This is a genomic window from Clostridium sp. CM74B_53, assembly GCF_036318045.1.
In the GTDB taxonomy this organism is placed as follows: domain Bacteria; phylum Bacillota; class Clostridia; order Lachnospirales; family Lachnospiraceae; genus Pilosibacter.
The window spans coordinates 1-20,759 of sequence record NZ_JAWQDE010000003.1 but is presented as its reverse complement, the minus strand read 5'-3'; the positions used below and the strand labels follow the sequence as shown (position 1 = coordinate 20,759).

General features: G+C 49.0%; 14 protein-coding genes, 1 tRNA gene and 1 pseudogene. 13 read left to right on the top strand and 3 right to left on the bottom strand.

The window, feature by feature from the left end; genetic code table 11:
* Nucleotides 1-11: 11 nt before the first annotated feature.
* The 4 genes from V2546_RS02990 (at nucleotide 12) to V2546_RS02975 (ending at nucleotide 4,933) form a co-directional block, all read left to right on the top strand.
* Nucleotides 12-1,553: a Y-family DNA polymerase gene (locus V2546_RS02990; RefSeq protein ID WP_329751531.1), complete on the top strand. Its 1,542-nt coding sequence runs from the start codon at nucleotides 12-14 to the stop codon at nucleotides 1,551-1,553.
* A complete protein-coding gene (locus tag V2546_RS02985) occupies nucleotides 1,550-1,960 on the top strand; it encodes a YolD-like family protein (protein ID WP_118529583.1) in 411 nt (136 codons plus the stop codon). Before V2546_RS02990 ends, V2546_RS02985 begins: the two co-directional genes overlap by 4 nt.
* Before the next feature lie 371 nt (nucleotides 1,961-2,331).
* Complete coding sequence (locus V2546_RS02980; protein WP_329751530.1) at nucleotides 2,332-3,513, top strand: iron-containing alcohol dehydrogenase; 1,182 nt, start codon at nucleotides 2,332-2,334, stop codon at nucleotides 3,511-3,513.
* A gap of 577 nt (nucleotides 3,514-4,090) precedes the next feature.
* Entirely contained in the window at nucleotides 4,091-4,933 is an 843-nt protein-coding gene (locus tag V2546_RS02975) for a DegV family protein (protein ID WP_329751529.1), read from the top strand.
* A 181-nt stretch (nucleotides 4,934-5,114) separates the two neighbouring features.
* On the opposite strand, the gene mnmL is transcribed toward V2546_RS02975, so the two are convergent.
* Entirely contained in the window at nucleotides 5,115-6,050 is a 936-nt protein-coding gene (mnmL, locus tag V2546_RS02970) for a tRNA modification radical SAM protein MnmL/YtqA (RefSeq protein WP_329751528.1), read from the bottom strand.
* Nucleotides 6,051-6,415: 365 nt separating this feature from the next.
* Between mnmL and V2546_RS02965 the strand changes: the two genes are divergently transcribed.
* The 5 genes from V2546_RS02965 (at nucleotide 6,416) to V2546_RS02945 (ending at nucleotide 13,340) form a co-directional block, all read left to right on the top strand.
* Nucleotides 6,416-7,702 (top strand): galactokinase, encoded by a 1,287-nt coding sequence (locus V2546_RS02965; RefSeq protein WP_329751527.1) that lies wholly within the window; start codon nucleotides 6,416-6,418, stop codon nucleotides 7,700-7,702.
* Nucleotides 7,699-8,697: a TAXI family TRAP transporter solute-binding subunit gene (locus V2546_RS02960; RefSeq protein ID WP_329751526.1), complete on the top strand. Its 999-nt coding sequence runs from the start codon at nucleotides 7,699-7,701 to the stop codon at nucleotides 8,695-8,697. The genes V2546_RS02965 and V2546_RS02960 overlap by 4 nt, the downstream gene beginning before the upstream one ends.
* Nucleotides 8,698-8,729: 32 nt before the next feature.
* Nucleotides 8,730-9,668 (top strand): DUF1177 domain-containing protein, encoded by a 939-nt coding sequence (locus tag V2546_RS02955; RefSeq protein ID WP_329751525.1) that lies wholly within the window; start codon nucleotides 8,730-8,732, stop codon nucleotides 9,666-9,668.
* Nucleotides 9,669-9,879: 211 nt separating this feature from the next.
* Nucleotides 9,880-11,991 (top strand): SH3 domain-containing protein, encoded by a 2,112-nt coding sequence (locus tag V2546_RS02950; RefSeq protein WP_329751524.1) that lies wholly within the window; start codon nucleotides 9,880-9,882, stop codon nucleotides 11,989-11,991.
* A 197-nt stretch (nucleotides 11,992-12,188) separates the two neighbouring features.
* On the top strand, nucleotides 12,189-13,340 hold the full coding sequence (locus V2546_RS02945) for an N-acetylmuramoyl-L-alanine amidase (protein WP_329751523.1): 1,152 nt from the start codon (nucleotides 12,189-12,191) through the stop codon (nucleotides 13,338-13,340).
* A 72-nt stretch (nucleotides 13,341-13,412) separates the two neighbouring features.
* On the opposite strand, the gene V2546_RS02940 is transcribed toward V2546_RS02945, so the two are convergent.
* Nucleotides 13,413-13,485 (bottom strand) — tRNA-Ala (locus tag V2546_RS02940).
* A gap of 262 nt (nucleotides 13,486-13,747) precedes the next feature.
* Between V2546_RS02940 and V2546_RS02935 the strand changes: the two genes are divergently transcribed.
* The 3 genes from V2546_RS02935 (at nucleotide 13,748) to V2546_RS02925 (ending at nucleotide 19,578) form a co-directional block, all read left to right on the top strand.
* Nucleotides 13,748-14,155 carry a ribonuclease Z gene (locus V2546_RS02935; protein WP_118529588.1) on the top strand — a complete coding sequence of 136 codons (408 nt, stop codon included), beginning with the start codon at nucleotides 13,748-13,750 and terminating at the stop codon, nucleotides 14,153-14,155.
* Nucleotides 14,156-14,208: 53 nt separating this feature from the next.
* On the top strand, nucleotides 14,209-15,330 hold the full coding sequence (locus V2546_RS02930) for a DNA/RNA non-specific endonuclease (protein ID WP_329751522.1): 1,122 nt from the start codon (nucleotides 14,209-14,211) through the stop codon (nucleotides 15,328-15,330).
* A gap of 336 nt (nucleotides 15,331-15,666) precedes the next feature.
* Nucleotides 15,667-19,578: a hemoblobin-interacting domain-containing protein gene (locus tag V2546_RS02925; protein WP_329751521.1), complete on the top strand. Its 3,912-nt coding sequence runs from the start codon at nucleotides 15,667-15,669 to the stop codon at nucleotides 19,576-19,578.
* A gap of 269 nt (nucleotides 19,579-19,847) precedes the next feature.
* Here V2546_RS02925 and V2546_RS02920 read toward each other — a convergent pair whose 3' ends face one another.
* Nucleotides 19,848-20,318 (bottom strand): MarR family transcriptional regulator, encoded by a 471-nt coding sequence (locus V2546_RS02920; RefSeq protein ID WP_215702860.1) that lies wholly within the window; start codon nucleotides 20,316-20,318, stop codon nucleotides 19,848-19,850.
* 302 nt (nucleotides 20,319-20,620) lie between these two features.
* On the opposite strand from V2546_RS02920, the pseudogene V2546_RS02915 reads away from it, so the two are divergent.
* A pseudogene (locus V2546_RS02915) lies at nucleotides 20,621-20,759 on the top strand (transposase); the annotation flags it as partial.

Sequence of the window (20,759 nt, the reverse complement as noted above, 5' to 3'; positions counted from 1 at the left end):
GGAGAATAGCAATGGCAGATACGACAGGCAGAGAAAACAGGATCTACGCTGCAATCGATCTGAAATCATTCTACGCCTCCGTCGAGGTTGTAGACAGAAATCTGGACCCAATGACGACAAATCTTGTCGTTGCAGATCGGAGCCGGACTTCGAAAACAATCTGTCTTGCGGTGTCACCTTCCCTGAAAGCGTATGGGATTCCCGGGCGTGCCCGCCTTTTTGAGGTGGAGCAGAGAGTGTCGGAGGTGAACCGGGAGAGAAAGAAATACGCTCCCGGAGGAAAATTTACGGGAAGTTCCTGCGAGGCGAATGAACTGGCAGCAAGACCGGATCTCGCCCTGGATTTTATCGCCGCGCCGCCGCGGATGGCGCACTACATGAAAATCAGTTCGATGATCTACCAGATCTATTTAAAATATATAGCTCCGGAAGATATTCATTCGTACTCGATCGATGAGGTGTTTATCGACCTGACTTCGTATCTGGAAACGTATCATGCGACGGCCCACGAATTGACAGTCCAAATGATCCGTGAAATTCAGAAACAGACAAAGATCATGGCGACAGCCGGGATCGGAACAAATCTTTACCTCTGCAAGATCGCTATGGATATCATGGCGAAGCATATCGAGCCGGATGCGGACGGAGTCCGGATCGCAGAACTGGACGAGATGAGCTACAGAAGAAATCTGTGGGATCACCGCCCGCTGACGGATTTCTGGCGCGTGGGACGTGGGTATGCGAAAAAGCTGGAAGAGCGGGGAATTTATACGATGGGGGATATCGCAAGGTGTTCACTCGGAAGTGACGGGGATTATTATAATGAAGATCTTCTGTACCGGCTGTTCGGAATCAATGCGGAACTTCTGATCGATCACGCCTGGGGATATGAACCGTGTACGATCGCGGACGTTAAGGCATATAAACCGGAAAATCACAGTGTCGGATCGGGACAGGTTCTCGCCTGCCCTTATACCGTTGAAAAAGCGAAACTTGTTGTCCGGGAGATGGCAGACCTTCTGGCGCTGGATCTTGTGGATAAGAAACTGACGACGGATCAGGTGGTCCTGACGGTGGGGTACGATATCGAGAACCTGACAGATCCGAAACGAAAGGGAAATTATGGCGGTGAGATTGTTACCGACCGTTACGGGAGAAGAATCCCGAAACATGCCCATGGTTCTAAAAATCTTGGCGGACATACTTCTTCCACAAAGCGGATCACGGACGCAGTGATGTCTCTTTACGATGAGATCATGAATCCGAAACTTCTGGTGCGGCGGATCGCGCTCTCTGCAAACCATGTTGCCTGTGAGGGAGCGGAGCAAAAGAAGGAAACATACGAACAGTTGGATCTCTTTACTGATTACGGAGCGCAGCTGGAACAGAAAAAGAAGGAAGCGGAAGATCTGGCACGGGAAAAACGGATGCAGCAGGCGGTTCTGGAGATCAAGAAAAAGTTCGGAAAAAACGCGATCCTAAAGGGAATGAACCTGGAAGAGGGAGCGACAGCGGTAACCAGAAACAGCCAGATCGGAGGTCACAAGGCATGAGTGCGTGGGAGACATACAGAGATATCATTGATCTTCCATATCCGACAAGGTCAAGGCATCCCCGGATGCCGATCGGGGACCGGGCAGCCCAGTTTGCTCCATTTGCGGCACTCACCGGTTTCGGGGCGGTCCTGAGGGAGACGGAACGGATCACGGAAAAGCGGATCGAGCTGGATGAATATGAAAAAGAGAAGCTGGATGAGAAAATACGGCTGATATTGGAAGAGAAGGAGATTCACCCTGAAATTACGGTGACCTTCTTCGTCCCCGATGAAAAAAAGGATGGCGGTGCATATGTGACAGCCTCGGGGCATATAAAAAGAGTGGACGAGGCGGAGCAGCTGCTGATCCTGGAAGAGGGAGACAAGATCCCGATGGAAGATATTTATGAAATCTCGCGAGTGTAAAAAGGAGAAAATGCCTGTGAGCCCCGAATCTGAACAAATGATCGGTCTGCTGAGTTATGCAAGGCATATGAGAGAGTACAGTTAGGAAAATACGATCAGTCAAGTTGCTGTGGAATGAAAAAAACTGACAAGCAATTATAAGACTGAAAAAAGAACAGACTGCTTTATATAGAAAGTAAAGCTAAAACACATAAAAATATCAGAATATAAACCGGGAATCACTTGCGTTAATTATTTAACAATGATATAATACTCTCAAAGGGAAAAAGGAAACCAGGCAGGATATTCGCCAGATCTTTTTCGCTCAATATGCGATATAAACACTGCATCAATGTCTGAAAGGACAGCTTTGTGAAAGGAGAACGGAACATATGGCAAGATTTACATTACCGAGAGATATTTATCACGGAAAAGGATGTCTGGAAGAGTTAAAGAATCTGAAGGGCAAAAAAGCATTCCTTGTTGTCGGCGGTGGTTCCATGAAGCGCCAGGGATTTCTTGACAAGGCGGTTAATTATTTAAAAGAAGGCGGAATGGAAGTCGAGGTTTTTGAGGGGGTTGAGCCGGATCCGTCCGTAGAGACAGTTATGAGAGGCGCGGAAGCAATGCGCAAGTTCGAACCGGACTGGATCGTATCGATGGGCGGTGGTTCCCCGATCGACGCGGCGAAGGCGATGTGGGCCTTCTATGAGTATCCGGAAACAACATTCGAAGATCTGATCACTCCGTTCAGCTTCCCGGAACTGAGACAGAAAGCGAAATTCGCTGCGATCCCGTCTACTTCCGGTACAGCCACAGAGGTGACTGCGTTCTCCGTTATCACGAATTATCAGACAGGCGTGAAATATCCGCTTGCCGACTTTAATATTACTCCGGATGTTGCGATCGTGGACCCGGATCTCGTTATGGGACTTCCGGTCAAACAGGTTGCATATACCGGTATGGATGCCCTGACACATGCGATCGAGGCCTATGTCTCCACATTGAACGGACCGTTTACAGATCCGCTGGCACTCCAGGCGATCGAGATGGTTCTTGAATATCTGCCGGCATCCTACAACGGAAATAAGCATGCGAGAGAAGAGATGCACTACGCACAGTGTCTCGCGGGAATGGCATTCTCCAACGCACTTTTAGGAATCGTGCATTCCATGGCTCACAAGACAGGTGCTGCTTTCTCCACCGGACATATCCCGCACGGATGTGCAAATGCGATCTATCTTCCGTATGTGATTCAGTATAATGCGAAAGATACGGTTGCGGCTGATCGTTACGCGGAGATCGCGAGAAGAATGGGATTGGAAGGAAGATCCAGACAGGCACTGATCAACAGTCTCTGTGCTAAGATCAATGAATTCAACGAGAAGTTGAATATTCCGAAGACATTAAAAGAATTCGGCATCAATGAGGATGAGTTCAAGGAGAAGGTAGATCATATCGCAGAACTTGCCGTCGGTGATGCATGTACCGGCTCCAACCCGAGACCGATCGATCCGGAGGCGATGGCGAAACTGCTTACCTGCACTTATTATGGAACAGAAGTTGACTTCTGATCCATGAAAGAGGTTTTGCAGGGAAGTATGACTGGAATCACTGCGCATATCCGAACGCTGTTTATCCCGGGCGGGAGATTTTCGCAGAGATGAAATAACGGTCGCTCCCTATCTGAAGAAGATGGGAATGATCGGATCGAGAAAAGATGTGTAAAAAGTGATCCTGACACTTGCGGACACACGTTGATATGCTCCCTGCCAGACAGACAAGAGAAATGATAACACCTGTTTGTCCGGCAGGGAATTTTTTTACGCGAACAACGAGCCAAAGTCCGCGCTTGCGCGAGACCTTGGCGACTGTCGCGATAACAAGGGGAAACTCGCGAAGCGTGTTTTCACTTGTTACCTGGAAACCGTTGTTGTATATGGCAGAAAGTTTCTGAACTGAAAATTCCGTATGATACCGCTGCGGCTGCAGATTTTGCCAATTCAGAATACGAAGCGTCGGCAAAATACTGTCATCCTATTGACTTTCTATAAAAGCCACTCTATAATATATGGTATTGAATACTACATCACGGGGAACAAATAAAAATATATCAGAGCCGTGATAGGAAATAGAGCTGGAGGAAGCAGTATGAATTATAGAATTATCGGGGACAGCTGTATGGATCTTACAGAAGAGCAGAGAAAAGATCCGCATTTTACATTGATCCCGTTTACGCTGATGGTGGAAGATCACCAGTTTATCGATGATGAGAATTTTGACCAGAAGCGTTTTCTTCAGATCGTAAAGGAGAGCCCGGAATGCCCGAAGACCGCTTGCCCGTCTCCGGAGACATTTAAGGATGCTCTTTGCTGTGAGGAGGAGAATGTCTTTATTATCGCGATCTCTTCCCACTTAAGCGGATGCTACAACAGTGCGGTTCTTGCGAAGAATCTCTATGAGGAAGAGTTCGGAACTGGAAAGAAGAATATCGCGGTGATCGATTCTGAGTCGGCTTCCACGGGAGAGGTAAATCTTGCGCTTTATATCCAGGAACTGTGTGAGCAGGAGCTCCCGTTTGATGAGATCGTGAAGAAAGCACTGGAATACCGCGACAGACAGAAGACATATTTCGTTCTTGAGACACTCGATACGCTGAGAAAGAACGGACGTCTCACAGGACTTCAGGCATTCTTCGCAACAAAGTTAAATATCAAGCCGGTCATGGGCGCAGATCACGGTGTGATCATCAAGCTCGATCAGGCCCGCGGTATTCAGAAAGCGCTTCAGAGAATGGTGGAGATCGTCGTAAAAGAGGCAGGAACAACGGAAGATAAACGCCTTACGATCGCACACTGCAATGCACCGGAGCGCGCGCAGTATGTGAAAGAAAAGTTTGAGCAGACTGCAAAATTCAAGGAGATCATCGTGACGGAGATGGCCGGTCTTGCGACGGTCTACGCGGGAGACGGCGGAATTATCGCGGCGGTATAAAATTAACAATAAAACCAAAGGGCGTGTCTATGACAGACGGGAATCACATGCTTTGTAATGAAATGACTGACTGTGGATCAGAACAATGAAGGAAAGCAGCAACCGTTTTGAAAAAAATTAAAAGTCTGGTTTTCAGTGGGAAAAAGAAATTTTCTCTCATGAAAACCGGACTTTTTTGCACTTACAAAAGCCCCATTCCCTGATAGATTTTCTGCTCCTTCAGATATTTCGCGATCGAATTCAAAACAAGCCGCTTGTTTCCACTCCATTCCGGCGCAATGAGCAGAGACTTCGGTCCGTCCCCGCTGATCCTGTGGATCACGGTATCGGGCGGGAGGATTTTCAGACAGTCTCCGATGAGCTCCAGATATTCCGGCAGCTCCATCGTGCGAAAAGCGCCGGAACGGTAGAGAGCTGCGAGATCAGTGCCTTTTAAGACGTGAAGGAGCTGCAGCTTGATCCCGTCCACATGCAGAGCTCCGAGATATCGGACGGTTTTAAGCATCTGCTCTTTCGATTCTCCAGGGAGCCCGAGGATCACATGGACGATCACGGTGAGGCCCGCAGCTTTTAATCTGCGGTACGCATCCTCAAAGACAGGAAGCTCATATCCCCGGCGGATGAGTTTTGCTGTATCCTCGTGGATCGTCTGCAGTCCAAGCTCCACCCATACCGGTTTTTTCCTGTTTAATTCTGCCAATAATTTCACCGTCCCATCCGGCAGACAGTCCGGTCTTGTCCCGATGGAAAGACCGCAGATCTCCGGGAAAGAGACAGCCTCAGTGAAAAGCTGTTCCAGATAAGGGAGCGGAGCATATGTGTTCGTGTAAGACTGGAAGTAGGCGATGTAGGAATTGTCATTTCCGGATATCTTGCGTCTAACACGGGTTTTTGCGAGATCCATCTGTTCCTTAAGGGAAGAGGTGCGTTTTTCCGCGAAATCCCCGGATCCTCCGGCGCTGCAGAAGATACAGCCGCCTGTGCCGAGTGTTCCGTCGCGGTTCGGGCATGTCATGCCGCCGTCTAAGGAGATCTTATAGATTTTTTTTCCAAATTGCTTCTTTAATTCATAGTCGAGAGAGTGGTACGGTTTTCCGCCCCAGTCGGTTTGCAACATATATAAAATCCTTTCTGATTCATGTTCATTTAAGTTGAATGTGCGTGAGGCCTGACGCATGAGTCGGACCAGCGTGAGCGGCTTGCTCACCGCCTGAAAGATATGGAAGCTTATCACGACGAAGATAAAGTTTTCCTTGCAACACATATAAGAAGTATTATATAATAATAGAAAGTTTCTTTTCAATCGGATTTTGCTGCATTTCACTGGAACATACCGTAAAAAAGAAAATTTTTCATGAAGAAAAGCGAAAAAAAGAATTTGTTATCGCGACAGTCGCCAAGGTCTCGCGCAAGCGCGAACTTTGGCTCGTTGTTAGCGTAAACAAAATATCCGCAGAGCGGATCGAAAAGGAGATTGGGGTTATGGATAGAGAAGCTGCAAAAAAAGCATTACAGAGCGAGAAAGCGTCCGGATTTTTTAAGGAGATGTACGGAACCGGCGCCGCTGAGAATGAGAAGCGCTATGAGCATGTTCTCGAGGAATTCGGACAGGCGTTTGGGGAGAAGAATGTAAGCATGTTTACCTCCGCAGGCCGTACCGAGATCAGTGGAAACCATACGGACCACAACAACGGAAAGGTCCTGGCCGGAAGTATCAATCTGGACTGCGTAGCCTGTGCGGCAGCAAACGGAACCGACGAGATCCACATTATCAGTGAGACATACAACCAGAAATTCACGATCAATATCAATAACTTAAAGCCGAGCGACAAGATGGCGGGGACTATCGATCTGACAAAAGGAATGCTGGCAGGTTTCCAGGAGATGGGATATCAGATCGGCGGATTCGATGCCTACATTACGAGCAACGTGATCAGCTCCGCCGGGGTCAGCTCCTCCGCATCCTATGAGATGCTGATCTGCTCCATGATCAACGAATTCTTTAATGACGGCAAAGTGGACGTCGTTACATATGCCCATGTCGGCAAATATGCGGAGAACAAATACTGGAACAAGGGATCAGGACTTCTCGACCAGATGGCATGCGCGGTTGGCGGCATGATCACGATCGACTTCAAGAACCCGTTAAAACCGGCCGTTGAGAAGATCGATTATGATTTCGGCGCGCAGGATCACAGTCTGATCATCGTCCAGACAGGAAAGGGACATGCAGACTTGAGTGAAGAGTATTCCTCAATCCCGAATGAGATGAAACGCGTGGCAGCCGTGTTCGGCAAAGAGTTCTGCGCGGACATCACGGAAAAAGAAGTGATCGACAACGCAGAAAAAGTGAGAAAAGAGGCGGGCGACCGCGCATTTTTACGTGCACTCCACTTCTTTGAGGAGAACAAGCGCGTGGAGAAAGAAGTAAAGGCTTTAAAGGAGAACCGCTTCGACGAATTCCTGGATCTGATCACGGAATCCGGAAATTCCTCCTGGAAATGGCTCCAGAACTGTTATGTTCCGGGCTCTGAGGAGCAGGGGATCACATCCGCGCTGGCTCTCACGGAGTTATTTATCAAGGAGAAAGGCTGCGGCGCATGCCGTGTTCACGGAGGCGGATTCGCAGGCGTTATCATGGCGATGCTGCCGAACCGTGTGGCTGACGAGTACATCACCTATATCGAAAAGGCCATGGGACCGGGAAGTGCGTACCGCATGAGCATCCGCCCGTATGGCGCTGTCTGCGTGGACGGATATATCGCATGATGAAAATGCTGAAAAACAGGAAGAAGCGGGTGTGCGCGGGAATGGCGGCTCTTCTTGTTGCGTCCTGCGTGCTGTCCGCATGTTCGAATAAGGAGTCTGATAGCCAGGAGACACGGAAACTCATTATGGGGACTTTCACTGAGGACAGCGTGATGGACCGGGCCGGAAAAGCCGTGGCGGCGACCATCAGCAACACAGTTCCGGGGATCTATGTGGAGACATGGCCGTCGAAAGGCGCCTATGTGAGTATGGATCATCTGTTTGACGGGACGTATGATCTGGTGATCGTTCCGGCGGGGGCGGCTCTGGAGGCATACACGGGAACCGGAGCGTGCGAAGGCGAAAAGAAGGAAAAACTCCGCGCGATCGCGGCCTGTTACCCGATCGTCTCCACCTGGGCATCCCTGAAAGAACGGGGACTTTCTGAGGTACAGGAGTTAAAGGGACATCCGCTCGCGGCCGGAAATGAAGGTTCTGAGACTGCAAAAGTGTCCGGGGAAGTGTTTGACGTTCTGGGGATCAATGAGGAAAATTCCGAGATCTGGTACTACGGGATCAAAGGGGGAGCCGACGGGATCCGCGACCAGTGGGCGGACGGGATCCATGCGTTCACGGAGAGTCCGGTTTCAGCTTATAAGGATCTGGCATCGGAGAACAGGATCCGCTTTTTATCCTATACGGACGAAGAGCTGGATGCGATCCTGGCCGGACACCCGGAGTACAGTAAGATCACGATCCCGGCGGAAACCTACGAAAACCAGGATGAGGAGATCACGACATTTTGCGAGAAAGTCCTGGTCTGTGTCTCTGCGGACATGGACGAGAAACTTGCCCATGAGATCGCCTGGGCGCTGGAGGTCAACGGACCTGTGTATACAGCCGGACAGGATTTCATGCGGGCAATGGATGACAAAGAATTCCGTGCACTGGATCTCCCGGTCCCGCTTCATGACGGGGCTCGGCGGTACTATGAGGAACAGGGCTATTTTAAATAATGGAAATAAGACCAGGAAAAGGAGGATGTTTTATGCTTTATAAAGAATTGATCGAATTGTTTGATATTCTGGACAGTGCGTCAGCGTCCGGCAGCGAAGTGGTAGAGTATCTGAAAGCCATCAACCCGATGTGCCAGGCGGAGACATATCCATTGGCGGGACCGAACGGTCACACGGACATGGTGCGGATCCTGATCCCCGGGAAGAACGGAAAGTCGAAAGGCGGAAGTGCGGGAACGATCGGGATCCTCGGACGTCTCGGAGGACTTGGCGCGAGACCTGACCAGACAGGATTTGTCTCGGACGGCGACGGTGCACTGACAGCACTCGCAGTAGCTGCAAAACTTCTGAGAATGCAGACAAAAGGCGATTTCCTTGAGGGGGACGTTTTCGTCTCCACGCATGTCTGCCCGGATGCACCGACGGTTCCACATGAACCGGTGCCGTTTATGAACTCCCCGGTGGAGACATGGCAGGTAAATAAGGAGGAGGTGACGGATGACCTGGATGCAGTCCTCGTCGTGGATACCACAAAGGGCAACCGGATCATCAATCACCGCGGTTTTGCGATCTCCCCGACCGTATGTCAGGGATATATCCTGAGGGTCAGCGAAGATCTTCTCGATGTCATGCAGATGACGACCGGAAAGCTGCCCTACGTATTTGCGCTGACGCAGCAGGACATCACGCCGTATGGAAACGGGATCTTCCACCTGAACAGCATCCTGCAGCCTGCGACAGCCACCAAAGCGCCGGTGGTGGGCGTGGCGATCACTACCGAGACCATTGTTGCCGGATGCGCAACAGGATCTATGCACATGGAGGACCTTGACGACGCGGCGCGCTTCATGATCGAGGCGGCGAAGGCGTTCGGAAAAGGAAAACTTGAGTTTCTTGACCGGGAGGAGTTTGAGCGGATCAAGTCTCTCTACGGCGGCATGGAACATTTCCAGACGCTGGGTAAGAATTAAAAATAGGCGAATTCCGGCAGAAAATCCAGATTTTTAAGAAAATTGAAATAAAATTATTATAAATCCCGGTGGAAAAAATTTGACAGGCTCCGCCGGGATTGTTACAATTACGGGTAGAGTAAAAAAGAGGTAAATGATGTGACGGTAAAAGGATGAAGCCGTTACGAAAAGATATGAAAACCGTCCATGGGGCGGATGATGGAGAACATACATGTCAGACAGAGAAATGATGGAAGAAACAGAAAAGGAAGATCCGGTGAGCGTGGAGAACGCAGCGCAGGAGGATCAGATTACGGAAGTTCCGGCAGATGAAACTGTCGGGCAGAACGCGGAGCAGCCGTCAGGCGGCAATACGGCGGAACAGTCTCCTCAGATGCAGACGGAGTCTGTACCACAGGAAGCGGATCAGCAGCCGGATGATACTGCAGCGCAGGGACAGGAAACGGAGCCGGAGAATGAAAAATCTGAGACTCTGGGAGCGGATCAGGCAGAAACTGCTGAAGCAGAGCATGAGCCGGTACATAGGACACGTTCGGAACGAAGTTCAGAAACTCACAGAAGCAGACAGCCTGAACGCCCGAAGAAGGATCATCAGGCGAGCCAGCGCGACAATATCCTGAGACTTCGCGAGATCAAGAAGAAAAAAGCGGCGATGCCGTATATGAAGATCCTGGCAGCAGGCGGTACGGCTGTTGCGATCGTTGCAGTTGTCGCAGTCGCGGGAACCATGATCAAAAACCATAAAGACACGTTTGGCGGCATGAAGGTCGAGACGGCAGCGGCTTCTTTGGAGACGACCGAGGCGGTATCCGAGAGCGGAGAAGAGAAAAATATCGTTCTCGAGACAACGCTTTCCGCCGAGGAGATCGAATCAAAAGAATTCGAAAAGACGGTTCAGAGTATCGTGGACAGCTATGCAAATCTCGGTATCGCGGAGGTTTCCGGATATCTGAACGTCAGAAAGACGCCGGAGAGCTTCGGAGAGGTTGTCGGAAAACTTCCGAAAGGCGGTGCCTGCGAGATCCTGGATACTTCGACAGAAGGATGGTATAAGATCTCATCCGGCGGTGTGACGGGATATGTGAGTTCCCAGTATGTCTACACAGGGGATGAGGCGAAGAAACTGGCTGCTGAAAACGTGGCGGAACGCGCCGTGATCGATGCGGATAAGTTAAATGTCCGTTCCGAGCCGAAGGCGGATGCCGACGTGGTGGACCAGGTATTCAAGAATGAGCGATACGACATCAAGAGCCAGCAGGACGGCTGGATCCAGATTTCCGACGGATATATCTCCGCGGATTATGTCACGGTAAAATATGCCCTGGATGAAGCGATCAAGCAGGATATGAGACAGACCGTCTTAAGCCTCTATGATAACCTCGGTGTTTCCAATGTATCGAACTACCTGAACGTCCGTGATAACCCGGATGAGACGAAGGGCAAGATTATCGCGAAGCTGCCGAGCAATGCGGGATGTGATATCCTCGACACATCGACTGCAGGATGGCTGAAGATCCGTTCCGGAAATATCACCGGTTATGTCAAATCCGAGTATATCCTGACCGGACAGCAGGCGAAAGATAAAGCTCTCCAGGTTGCAAAACTGATGGCGATCTCCAATACGGACGGTGTCAATGTCCGGACGGAGCCGAATACGAACTCTTCGATCTACACACAGATCTCCAACAGTGAGCGATTCCTTGTCGCGGATCAGCAGGACGGCTGGGTCAAGATCGAGATCGATGATCAGGATGCATACCTGTCCAGTGACTACGTGGATGTTAAGTATGGTCTTGAAGAGGCGATCAAGTACACACCGGTTGTTGAAGTTGCGGATACCTCTAACAGTAAGAGCAATACGAAGAACAGCACCGGAAAGAGTAGTTCCAGCTCCAAGAGCAGCGGAAAGAAGAGCAGTGCAAATGACGGAGCGGCCGGATCGAAGTCCGGAAGCGTTTCCTCCAAGCGTGCGCAGATCGCGAACTATGCGGTACAGTTCGTCGGAAACCGCTATGTATACGGCGGAACGAGCCTGACAAACGGAACAGACTGCTCCGGATTCACGATGTCCGTCATGGCGAAGTTTGGTGTTTCCCTGCCGCATAACTCCGGTGCACAGTCCGGAAGCGGAAAGTCGATCACATCGAGCCAGATGCGTCCGGGCGACCTTGTATTCTACTCCGGAAGCGGCGGAATCAACCATGTAGCTCTCTACATCGGTAATGGTCAGGTATGCCATGCGTCCAATGCAAAATCCGGTATCAAGATTTCCACATGGAATTATCGTACACCTGCGAAGATCGTGAACGTATTAGGAGACTAAAAGTTATACGATCAAAAATATAAATCAGAATAAACAGTCCGGTAGAGATACCGGGCTGTTTATCTTAGGCAGATCAGACGGAGACAGACGCTTTGCAAAGGCGCACATGGTCCGGGGACAATGGATCACGCGCAGAGGTTCATGTATATTTAACCGGAAGGAAAACGGGGTGCCTTTTGAGGCAGGAAAGGAAAAAGATGAGAAAACAGAAGCGATTTAAAACATTAAAACCAGTCCTGTGTGCGGGACTGTTCACGCTGTTTACGATGACAATGCCGATGACCGCTCTTGCGGACACCGTTTATGTGAACGCTTCCAAATTAAACTACAGAAGCCAGCCATCGACAGCTTCCGGGAAGGTGCTTGGAACCTTATCGAGAGGGACCGAGGTTTCAAGAGTAAAAAATAACGGAGAGTGGAGCGAGATCCAGGTGGGAGGTTCCAAAACAACGGTCTATGTGGCAAGCCGTTACCTGGCGGCCAGCAAACCGCAGGCGGGAAACGGCTCAACGAGTACGGCAGCCGGAGGTACGGCTGCAGTCTCCGCAGATGGAACCGTTACGGTCCCTGATTCCTTAAAAGCGTACGTGGACAAGGCATGGCAGGTCGGAATGAACTCCGGCTGGAAATATGCGGATTTTTCCGCGATCAACAGCGGACATGCGGTCTACTATCACAATGGAACAGCAAATAGAAAAAATAAAGTGATCGCCGTGAACGCCGGTCATGGAACTTCGGGCGGTGCGAGTGTCAAGACCTACTGTCACCCGGATAAGACTGTGAAGGTGACGAGCGGAACGACATCGGCCGGAGCGACAAAGGCTGTCGCGGTATCCGGCGGAATGACGTTTGCGGACGGAACAGCGGAGAGCACGGTGACGCTCCGGATGGCACAGATCTTCCGCGACAAGCTTCTCGCGGCGGGATATGATGTCCTGATGATCCGGGACGGAAAGGATGTCCAGCTCGATAATGTGGCGAGAACCGTGATGGCGAATAACACGGCAGACTGCCACATCGCCCTTCACTGGGATTCGACAAAAAAGGACAAAGGCGCCTTCTATATGAGTGTGCCGAATAATGCCGCTTACCGCGCGATGGAGCCGGTAAAATCCCATTGGGAGTCCCACAATAAGCTTGGAGGTGCGCTGGTTTCCGGATTGAAACAGAACGGAGTGAAGATCTTTTCTTCCGGCTCCATGGAGATGGATCTGACCCAGACTTCCTACTCTACGATCCCGAGTATCGATATTGAGCTTGGAGACGGAGCTTCCGCCCATGATGACGCGACGTTGGGCAAACTGGCAGACGGACTTGTGGCAGGGGTGAACAGCTTTTTTGTTCCATAGAAAATTCCGATGGAACAAAAATAACAGAGGTGATAACAAAAACACCATCCGGAAAACGGATGGTGTTTTTTATGGACCTGATCGGATTCGAACCGACGACCCCCACAATGCGAATGTGGTGCGCTCCCAACTGCGCTACAAGCCCGTTTATGAAATTGTGAGATGTCTGAAATCTCTCAACGGTCTTATTATCGCACCGGAGGAAGATTATGTCAAGAATTTTTGATGGAAAGTCAGAAAAATTCTTCGTGTAAAAATTCTGGATCTGCCTGTTTCTACCCTGGATTCCGCTGCTGAAAGAAACTTTACAAAAGGAAAAGGAATCGAACATATGGTTGCCTGCAAGGCGGAAATGTGGTAGAATACGGGATAGGATCGAAAGATATGATACAAGGGGAGGGGAGCATATGATACTGATCGTATGTGTGGATGACCATAACGGGATGATGTTCAATCACCGCAGACAGAGCCAGGACCGGATCCTGCGCGGGGATATCCTGGAGCTGACAGAAGGAAAAATCCTGTGGATGGATGCCTACAGTAAAAAGCAGTTCGTGGAAGAAGGGATGACGCAGATCCGTGTGGAGGAAGATTTCCTGCAGAAAGCGGGCGAAGGTGAATTCTGCTTTGCGGAAGATGCGGATCTTTCCGGGGAGGAAGAGCGGATACAGGAAATCTATCTGTACCGGTGGAACCGGGATTACCCTGCGGATGTGTATTTCCCGGTCGATCTTTCAGGATGGAACTGTGTAGAAACGAAAGAGTTTGCCGGTTCGTCCCATGAAAAGATCACGAGAGAACGTTATGTGAGGTAAATCTTTCAGAGGGAAGAACGGAATAGAATCATGACATCGGAGGAGAATGACAGATGAGGAAAAATTTAAGAAAATGGCTGCTCGGCGTGATCGCCGCAGTATCACTCGCGGTAACTGCCTGCCAGGGCGCGGATGTCGCATCGGGAGCAGGCGCGGCGACTGATATTGCACAGGCAGCAGGAAATATTCTGGGAGATCTTGCGGAATCAAAAGCATCCGGAGCGGGCAGTGATCAGTCAGGAAAAAGCAATTCCGGCTCATCGAAAACGAGCGGAAGCTCCGGAACCTTCCTGTTATCGGATATTCCGGAATATTCCGGATCACCGTATGTTGCGGTCAATGGAAATGTTCCGTATTTTTCGGAGAGCGATCTCACGGATGTCTCCTTTGAGAGCTACAGTGACCTCGATGCGCTGGGACGATGCGGCGTGGCATACGCTTCGGTAAGTACGGATACGATGCCGACGGAAAAACGCGGCTCGATCGGGGAGGTCAAGCCGACGGGCTGGCACAATAAGAAGTATGACTTCGTGGATGGAAAATATGTGTATAACCGCTGCCACCTGATCGGATACCAGCTGACGGCGGAGAATGCAAATGAGAAGAACCTGATTACCGGAACAAGATATCTGAATGTCCAGGGAATGCTGCCGTTCGAAAACCTGACAGCCGACTATGTAAAAGAAACCGGGAACCATGTGCTCTACCGGGTAACACCGATCTTTGAGGGAGACAATCTTCTGGCTTCCGGCGTTCTGATGGAAGCGGAGTCGGTGGAGGACGATGGAGACGGCGTCCTGTTCTGTGTCTATGTCTATAATGTCCAGCCGGGCGTTGCGATCGACTATGCGACCGGGGATAACTGGCTGGCGGAAGATGGAGGCGCCAAAAGCGCAGCTGCTGCAGGCAGCGGGAATAGCAGCGCTTCCGAAAATGGCGCAAATACTTTTTCGGGCGGAAAGAACACGTCCGCGGGCAGTTCCGGCAGTACAGTTTCGAAAACATCTGATTCGGAGAGCGGTACCTACATCCTCAATACAAAGACCATGAAGTTCCACCGCCCGGATTGTACCTCTGTCGAGAAGATCAAGGCGGAAAATAAGGAAGAGTATACGGGAAAACGGTCGAAATTGATCGAAGAGGGATATGAGGCTTGTAAGAGTTGTAAGCCGTAGGAGATAAAAGAATATCGGGAGAATGACGAACTGGTTTTGTGTGCAGAGAATGTACATAAAACCAGTTTTTTGTTTAACAGAAAATTCCGATGGAACTTCCAGGTAAACAAAAAGGCACTGCGTGCCTAAGATACGCACTCGCGTGAAGATGAATGGTGTTGCAAGTGATTACGCGTGATACGAAATGTCTACGAGTATAAGTTTTGTGTTAATGAGAAAATTTCCCATATAAATGATATTGAAAATCATTCTCATATAATCTATTGAGAAAACACCATTGAATTGCTATAATGTGCTAGCATTCAAATTGAATTGAACATACGAGGAGGATAAAAGGTGAAAGGTATTCGAAAAAATGGATTCAAGGGAGTGGCGGTAGCCGCTGCATTATCTATGACGATGACGACCATGGTGTCTCCGGCAGCGACTGCGATCCCGACAGGAAGATGGGAGCAGTCGATGCAGACAGGAGCATGGAAATACAGAAGTGTTACAGGTGAATATGCCGCAGACCAGTGGCTTTTTGAGAACGGGAAATGGTATCGCTTCGACAAAGACGGAAATATGATCACCGGATGGTATCAGAATCCGGTGACAAAGGACTGGTACTATCTGTGGGCGAACGGAAGTATGGCAACCGGCTGGGTTCCGGTTGGTGGCCGCTGGTATTATCTGAGTGCGTCCGGTGAAATGGCACATGACGGTACGACACCGGATGGCTACAAGGTAAATGCGAACGGTGCTTGGGTTGATGCAAACGGAAAAGAGTATGATGCACCGGGTGGTGAGCAGAAGACATCCGGAAAAAGATCCGGTGGAAGTGATGGATCTTCGGACAGCGATTCAGGAAGCAGTTCCGGCGGGAATTCCTCCAACAGTGGAAATACAGGCAACAATGGAAGCAGTTCTGAAAATGGCGGAAGCACCGATATCGGTGGGGACAATTCAGGTAATAACGGAAGCACGGACAATAGTGGAAATAATTCCGGAAACAACGGAAACGCAGGCGATAGCGGAAACAATTCCGGAAATAATGAAAATACAGGGGACAATGGAAACAATACCGGCAGCAATGAAAAACCGGGAGACAGCGGAAATGATTCCGGAAATGAGGAAACTCCGGAGACAAAAACTCTTGTTGTAGAGAGCCAAACAAAGCTGGTGGATCTCGGATGGAGCCAGTATGTGACGGTTGCGTTTGCAAAAGGCTACTCCCTGGATGACTGCACACTCACAGTCGATGGAACCGATGTGACATCTGCGTTCACAAAAGTAGATCGTGACGGAACCATTGCAAAATGGGAGATTACAAACTTAAACCCGGCGGTTCTTGCCGTGACAGGAAAAGATGGAGAAACACAGATCATCCGTCTGAGCGAAAATGAGAATCCGGAAGCACCGGAAGTTCGCGAAAATACAGCACCGGCTGCCTTTCTGGCACATGGATCTGTATATGTGTGGGATTATAATCTTGATAACTATGATGAGAACGGAAATATCAGACGGAAACCGGAGACAACGACCTTTGATCTCGGAGAGGAAAAGAGCGGGATCCGTTACTATGCACCGGCAGCAGAGCTGACAGAGGACAAGAGTAATCTGTATGGCGTCGGCGGACAGGCTGTCGTAATGTTTAACTATACGGAAGAGGTGGACAAACAGTGGTTTGATGAGATCACAAAAGTAGCACTGGTATCTGGAAAGGGTTACAACAATACGATCAACGGTGATCTCCGATATGAGAAGAAGCTGGGGGAGCATTACGGAAATACGGTTGGACAGATCATTGTACCGCTGGGCCAGTCGAATTTCTACTCGAACGGTTCTTATTACCTGCGCATCACCTCCGGCGGAAAGAATACACTGATACCGATCGAGGTTGTAAACGGAACGGCTCCGAGCATGGTCTTAAAAGAGGCTGGAGCGATTACAAGCGGAAAGAATATTCACTTTGAAGTGAAGAACATGACTTATGGAATCGAGATTCCGGTCAGCAAGGTGGAACTTACAGATCCGCATGGAAATACGACCGAACTGGAGAAGATCCGTGACTGGTATCTGATCGGAAACACGTTTGTCCTTTACAATGATGAGAATGCAGAAAACGGACGCAACAATATTCCGGAAGCAGGAAAATATACGATCACTGTACATTCTACCGGATTTAAGGATATGAGCTACACATTTACCGTGAGCACAGGTGCAGCTGCGCAGAACAGTGTAGTTACAGAAGATATCTATGGAATTGATGCGATGTCCAGCGCATCCATCAGCGGCGGAAGCACAAGTGGAAGCGGAAATGCAGCAGAAGGCGGAAGCACGACGATGTCCGCAGATCTGATGTTCGATGCGGATCTGCTCACGAACGCACTTCTCCTTCAGAATATCGGAGTGAAAAATGAATCTGCCCAGGCAATCGCGGATCGTTGGAATTACGATATGAGCGGTTGGGATGCGGTGATCGGGGAAGATGGGACAACATTCTATTCCTTTGCAGAATACCGTGATGCAGTTGAGAAAGCGAAAAATGAGAACGGGGAATATTTAAGCTTTGCAGACTATATTGCAGATGAGAGCGCAGCAGAAACCCTGAATCGCCCGTATGCGGTAAAATATGTGCTTGAAGATAATCGCCTCGGTGGGACGATGATGAGCGGATCCTATCTTGGAAAGACTGCACCAAAGCTTGTTCTGGTCGATGAGAATGGCGATCAGGTCAATGAAATTTCGGAAGGACAGGATGTCCGGATCATGTCGGATGACACCGCGTACTTACAGAAGATTGTTGAAAACGGAAAAATCTACCTGAACGGCAATTCCTATCAGGCGGTTGATCAGGGGCTTTACAGACTGGAAGACAATATTCTTGTTCTTGACAGCTCACTCTTTGCAGTCGATAAAGACAATAAAGTGACCATCAAAGTTGACGGGTATGAGGATAAAGTATTCAATATTGCGATTGCAAAGGATCTCAAAGATGTAGCACTGGAAGCTGGCGGTGATTTCAAGACCGGAGCAGAAGTGACGATCACCAACACGGCGGATGAGACCGGTGATATCTGGAAGAATCTCCAGAGCATTGTGCTTACAAGACCGGACGGAACGAAAAAGACACTTTCTCCGGATGGACAGGAGAGCCTTTTCGAAAAGATCGGATATACGATCAATGGAGCAAGCCTGTTACTCGGAAAAGATCTCTTTAAAGAGGCTGGCGAGTACAGTGTGGAGATCTCGGCGCAGTATTATGGCGTGGAGACGGTTGAGTTTGAGATCACAAAGAAAGAGGAAGAAAAAGGAGACGATAATGGTCGGTTAAAAGAGGCTCCGACGGTAAGTGACACAGATTATTTCTTTGGCAGTTATACGATTGCAGTGGGAATGGGAAATGATGATTGGATGAAGGCAATCACAGGTGTCACAGTAAATGGAGAAACATACGAAAAAGGATATTATAGGGATAATACATACTCGTTGTCAACGACAGATGGAAAGATTTCTCTTGATAAAGCCGGATTCACAAAAAACGAGAATGTTGTTGTAATCAGTGCGGAAGGATATGAAGATCTGGAAGTAATTCTCGATCAGAAGGGAAATCTCGTAGAGAAAGCACCGGAGGAGTCAGAGGAAAAGCCTGCTCCACTTGTGGGTGACACAGACTATTTCTTTGGCAGCTATACGATTACAGTGGGAATGGGAAATGATGATTGGATGAAGGCAATCACAGGTGTCACGGTAAACGGAGAAGCATACGAAAAAGGATATTATAGAGATAATACATATTCTTTGGCCACGACAGACGGAAAGATTTCCCTTGATAAAGCTGGATTTACAGAAAATGAGAATGTTGTTGTAATCAGCGCAGAAGGATATGAAGATCTGGAAGTAGTACTGGATAAAAATGGCAAACAGGTCATCGAGAAAGCATCTACTATGGCAATCGAACTTCCGGAAATGATCGTGAATACAGAAATCCCGGTTGTCAACGCAGATCCTATTAAGGAAGAGAAGCCGGTCGTTTCAGAAGATATTTCCGGGAAAGACTTTGAGATTTCTGAAAAGAATGTTTCCGGTGATGAGACTAAGGAGGAAGACAGCAAAGAAAGCACCGAAGACGCAGAAGATGTCGAAAACTCCGGAGATGCAGAAACGGCGGAAACAGAAAACGAAACAGAAACAGCAGCAGAGTCTGAGCCGAACACAGAGGATGCAGCAGAAGAAAATGTACTGGAAGAGGCAGCAGAGCAGTAAAGAAAATACTCAGATACGGGTAGAAAAAAAGCCTGCTGGATGAAAAAAGAAAAGTCCTACGGAAGTAAGATCCGGAGGACTTTTCTTTTTTATAACAAATGCCGGAGCATGTCATGATCCAAACAGATAAGACTTTTGATCTTTAACTGAGTCAGGGACATCCTTTGCTTCTGCTGCGTAAAGGAATAAGCAAATACTGAAGGCTGACTGCGAATATTCTTTGACAACAGTGACACAGATTTTCGCTTTACCAGAACAGGAGTGCAAATTTACTTCGCCTGATAATGCTTCCGTCTCCGCGCCTTCGTATACTCCTTCAGTACATGAAAACATGTCTCGATCTCCTCATCGGAACAGGTTTCGCGGAGATAGGCGAGCGTCTGTCCAAAGACGTTCATATCGTATTCGGTGTGGGCGCTGTGAAGCTGGATCCCCTGTTCGGTGGCATGGTAGAGCTGCTTTTTGTTATTACCGGGTTCGGTCGTCCAGGAGATCAGACCTTTCTGTTCCATGCGTTTTAACATCTGGGAGATCGCCGGCTTGGTGCGGTCCCATTCGCGGGAGAGCTCGGTGACTGTTTTTCCCGGATGATCGATGATATATTTTAACATATGGACTTCCACGGAGGTGTATTTTGTCCCGGTCCCATAGTCGATCGGGAGATTGGAGGCCATGTAGAGCATGGAGGCCTGGTGGAGGATATCTGCCATCTCGGCAGTCCGGTTCGGTTTTTCGGTCATATTGTGTGTCTGTCCTTCATCTTAATTTGCGCATTACATCAATCTATGCTATCATTACTATATCAAAAAAGAATGCAAAATTCTATATGAAGTTTTACGACAGCTGTTGCTTTCGTTATTTTTCGCGGATAGGAATTTTCAGAACTGAAAATTCCGTACGATACCGTTGTGGTCGCGGATTTTGCCGATTCGGAATGCGAAGCATTGGCAAAATCCCGTTGAAATAGGGCTACCGCAATCCCACTGGCTTTAGACGGTGGGTTAAGGTAGCCGGAAGCGGAGGTTTGTGCTATACTTGCGTTATGGAAACGTGGAAATCAAAAACAGACACAAATATTTGTTACAGTATCATATTATTTTCGTATGCAAGTATAGAAAGAAATTGCTGATGTCAAAACAAATATCAGATGATATAAAGCAGTTTTCTTATGAGATATGTCA